This window comes from Alteromonas sp. ABH2_165 (genome assembly GCF_056159945.1).
Map to the genome: position 1 here is coordinate 1 of NZ_JBSWWF010000015.1, position 3,667 is coordinate 3,667.

The 3,667-nt window shown below is 42.7% G+C and carries 5 protein-coding genes; all 5 read right to left on the reverse strand.

Translation table 11 applies throughout. From position 1 onward, the window contains the following. Positions 1–81: 81 nt before the first annotated feature. The 5 genes from ACXAFQ_RS20330 to ACXAFQ_RS20350 all read right to left on the reverse strand — a co-directional run bounded on the left by ACXAFQ_RS20330 (position 82) and on the right by ACXAFQ_RS20350 (position 3,630). Complete coding sequence (locus tag ACXAFQ_RS20330) at positions 82–489, reverse strand: hypothetical protein (protein ID WP_474825192.1); 408 nt, start codon at positions 487–489, stop codon at positions 82–84. Positions 490–594: 105 nt separating this feature from the next. Then, on the reverse strand, positions 595–1,014 hold the full coding sequence (locus tag ACXAFQ_RS20335; RefSeq protein WP_474825193.1) for a DUF2267 domain-containing protein: 420 nt from the start codon (positions 1,012–1,014) through the stop codon (positions 595–597). 597 nt (positions 1,015–1,611) lie between these two features. Further along, the gene (locus ACXAFQ_RS20340) at positions 1,612–1,914 is read right to left on the reverse strand and encodes a hypothetical protein (protein ID WP_474825194.1); all 303 of its coding nucleotides are present in this window, start codon (positions 1,912–1,914) and stop codon (positions 1,612–1,614) included. 138 nt (positions 1,915–2,052) lie between these two features. Beyond that, complete coding sequence (locus ACXAFQ_RS20345) at positions 2,053–2,547, reverse strand: hypothetical protein (RefSeq protein WP_474825195.1); 495 nt, start codon at positions 2,545–2,547, stop codon at positions 2,053–2,055. A 594-nt stretch (positions 2,548–3,141) separates the two neighbouring features. Beyond that, on the reverse strand, positions 3,142–3,630 hold the full coding sequence (locus ACXAFQ_RS20350; protein ID WP_474825196.1) for a GNAT family N-acetyltransferase: 489 nt from the start codon (positions 3,628–3,630) through the stop codon (positions 3,142–3,144). Positions 3,631–3,667: the final 37 nt, after the last annotated feature.

Sequence of the window (3,667 nt, forward strand, 5' to 3'; positions counted from 1 at the left end):
TACGTGGGCTAAAATCCGAGCGAAGCGACAGAGCCCACGTGTTACTGTCCCAGCGAGCCTGCGAGCGGCTTAATGTTTTTGTTAGGTGGCGTGCGGTTTAACCTGCGCTATCTGTTTTTTGGAAAGGTACATTACCCAAATACCTACCATGAAGTCTACTGCTGAACAAAATGGTGCCCACCAAATTGGTGCTACAGTTTGTTTAAGTTGAGCAATATGAAGAATGTCGTAGACACCATGCAGAGCAATAGCTAAACCGACAATGAGCAACGATTTATAAGCACCATAAAAAGCCAAAAAGATAAAGATAGAAGCAATACCGACTTCTCTTACAATAGAGTGGCCAGCCAAAACGGCAAACAAAATATAGAAACTAGCAATAAAAATAAGAATAGAAGGATAGAAACTGGTATCTCTATCGAAGCGCGTGTATTTTGCGGAGACGACGAGAAGTATAGAGAGCACAACGCCGATTAAAGCTGCCAGCATTAAAAACTCCTTTGCCACCTAACACCTAGCTCACCGGAAAAATGCGAGCGCAGCGAGTAATTTTTCCGGAGCAGATATTTGTTAGGCGACACCTTTCTTGAATATTCATGGTGTCCAGAACTCGACAGCCCCCTCGGGTAATTGCGCAAGTAATTTATCAAAGGTTTTTTCATCAACGTGCCGCCTCAATGCTTCCGCGACATCACTTATGGCTGTTTCTGTAGAAAAATTGTGATTTTCACGCAATAATTTAACCTCTCTTTTCATTACCTCACGACTTTCAAAAGGCTTCTTTTCCTCGTCAATATTCCAATCAGTGACAAATAGTGCTCGAAGACAAATAGGTAAAATATTTGCGAAAGCTATAGCATCCTGGGTTGAAAGCCTTCGACGAAAAACCTGAAATACACCCTGTGTCATTGTGTAGGTTACATGCGTACTCCAGAGATCAGCTGTGTCTCTGGCGTCAACTAGATAATCATAAAATTTCGCTGAGGCTCGTTCATATTCTGCTGGAACTGGCATGTCTTAGTCACTCTCCGATTTTAATATGCCTAACACCCCGCTTAGGGGCAATAACATGTGGGCTAAAATTGGAGCGAAGCGACTGAGCCCACGTGTTATTGTCCCAGGGAGCTTGCGACCGACTACAGCGGTTTGTTATACGCAAATAGTACGCGTATTACCAAAGTTTTAAAGTGAATGCGGCGTACAGTAGTACGAAGTTAATTGAACAAATTGCGACGCCACTTATAGCCTTGAGATTGTTTGTTTCATTGTGTGCTTTCCACGAAGTGAATGTCCCAAATGCAACAGTCACTGGGTATGAAAGCATTAATAGAGCGATAATCCAGACAATAGGGTTGCTTTGGGAGTCTGGTGCGTCGAAAAGGAAAATGCTGGTATATGCAACAAACGGCCATAATAAGATACTTAAACAGGCTAGTCCTGTAGCACCTAGACAAATAAAAGTAATAGGGTTTCCGTACAATGCTAACCCTTTTGCGTATAACACCCTGCTTAGGGGCGGAAACACATGGGCTAAAATTAGGAGCGGAGCGACGCAGCCCATGTGTTTGCGTCCCAGCGAGCCTGCGAGCGACTACAGCAGTTTGTTATGCGCTAGTCTTCCCATGAAACACCATACTGTTCGACCACCGCACCGTTATTTATGATCTTAATTTCTATTACATTTTTATCCGGTTGAATACTAAAAGGTCCGGATTGATCCCATGAGCGCAAGGAACCACGAATTTCTTCACCACTTTGAAGTTTTAATGAATACTCGTATTTGATGTTCACAACTGCACTGATATCTTTCTCCGCTAAGCCAAATCGTTTTGCCACATCACGAAAATGTTCGAAGTTTTGTTGGCTTTTGGCGATATCCATTTCTGTTTTTAGCTGTTCAAAAATTTGGTTCATACAGACTCCGTTGTACAAATGTTTTGGCGCATAACACCCTGCTTAGGGGCGGAAACACATGGGCTAAAATTTAGGAGCGAAGCGACGCAGCCCATGTGTTTGCGTCCCAGCGAGCCTGCGAGCGACTACAGCAGATTGTTATGCATTTTGCCAAACAAAGCCACCGATCCCTAATATAGAAATAGGAAGATAGGGAATGAACACCAAGGGTAAGATTGCATTTCGGAATGTCTGGCTTAGTGGCGTTTTATTTATGTTGTTTTTTTCGTATTCGTGCACAGGAGGGTTTGATGAATATGCTCTAAACCATGAGTTATAGATTTGAAAAGGGACAATATCCTTATATTTTTCGTCTCCTCGAAAGTAGGCTTCAAGCACCCTTATCCGGTAAGCATTTGCATACTGAAAGGTCTTCCACTTAGCCTCAATAACCCAAAATAATATTGCGGAGAGAGAAACAAAAACGAATAACGCAGAACTAAAGCCGCCTTTGGTCGAGTCGAAACCTAGAGCTAAAGCTCCAAGTGAAACAGTAATGCTCCAACTTTTAATTAAGAGAGCTCGATTATCAAAGTCTTCATAAGTTTGCTGAAGAAATAAGTACTCTTCTTTCAATTCGTCCCTGATGTTCATTTTTCCTCCTGAATGCATAACACCCCGCTTAGGGGCAATAACACGTGGGCTAAAATTTGGAGCGAAGCGACTGAGCCCACGTGTTATTGTCCCAGGGAGCTTGCGACCGGCTACAGCGGTTTGTTATATGGCTACCACTAACGCTTTAACCAGTGTTTCGGCAAATTTTCGTAGCGGTAAAAGTAGTCGATACATTGCTGCTTATTGTACCCGCATATTTTTGCTATTAACCATGTAACAAGCAACGTAGATAGACAAACCGAAAGCACAGAAAAGACTAACATATATACAATAAATTCAGTTGAATTTTCTTGGGTTTTCAGTGCCGAGTCAGTGGTTATGTTGAGGTATTCTGATAAAAAAGAATAAAACTCGGTAATTGGAAACGCACTGATTACGAAGATGACGAAGGTAATGAACAGGAACGTCATTTTTACAGTAAGTTTGAGATTGTTGTAATTAGTCCTATTCATTTAACAAAGCCATATAACGCCCTGCTTAGGGGCGGAAACACATGGGCTAAAATTTAGGAGCGAAGCGACGCAGCCCATGTGTTTGCGTCCCAGCGAGCCTGCGAGCGACTACAGCAGTTTGTTATGAGATTACTTTGCCATATAAAACAGCATTGTAGAATGCCTGATGTTTATACACCGCTTTCTCAAGGTTACCTTCTTTATTAAAACCACATTTGAGGAGTACCGATTCTGATGCGGTATTCCCTTGAAAAACTGTGGCTTGAACGCGCGCAAAATTACATCTTGGGATTTGGCTAAGAAGCGCAAGTAATGCTTTTGTTGTGATGCCCTTACCCCAGTGTTCGCGGGCGAGCCAGTAGCCGAGTTCGCCAGTGAAAGCATACTCATTCTGTCCCGGTTCAATACCGATACAGCCAACAAAGTTACCGTCTATTTCTATCGCTCGGATAATTCCATTTTTGCAACCAACGCTAAGCCACCAATCAGCATCACTGGCAGCATACGGGGAAGGAATACGAGAAGACAGAAATCTTGTGACTTCTGGATCATTCAATGTTTCAACAATTTTCGGCTTGTCGGAAATTTCAAAGTTTCGAAGAATGAGCATATCCCTGTCTCATAACACCCACATAAGGGGCAGTAAC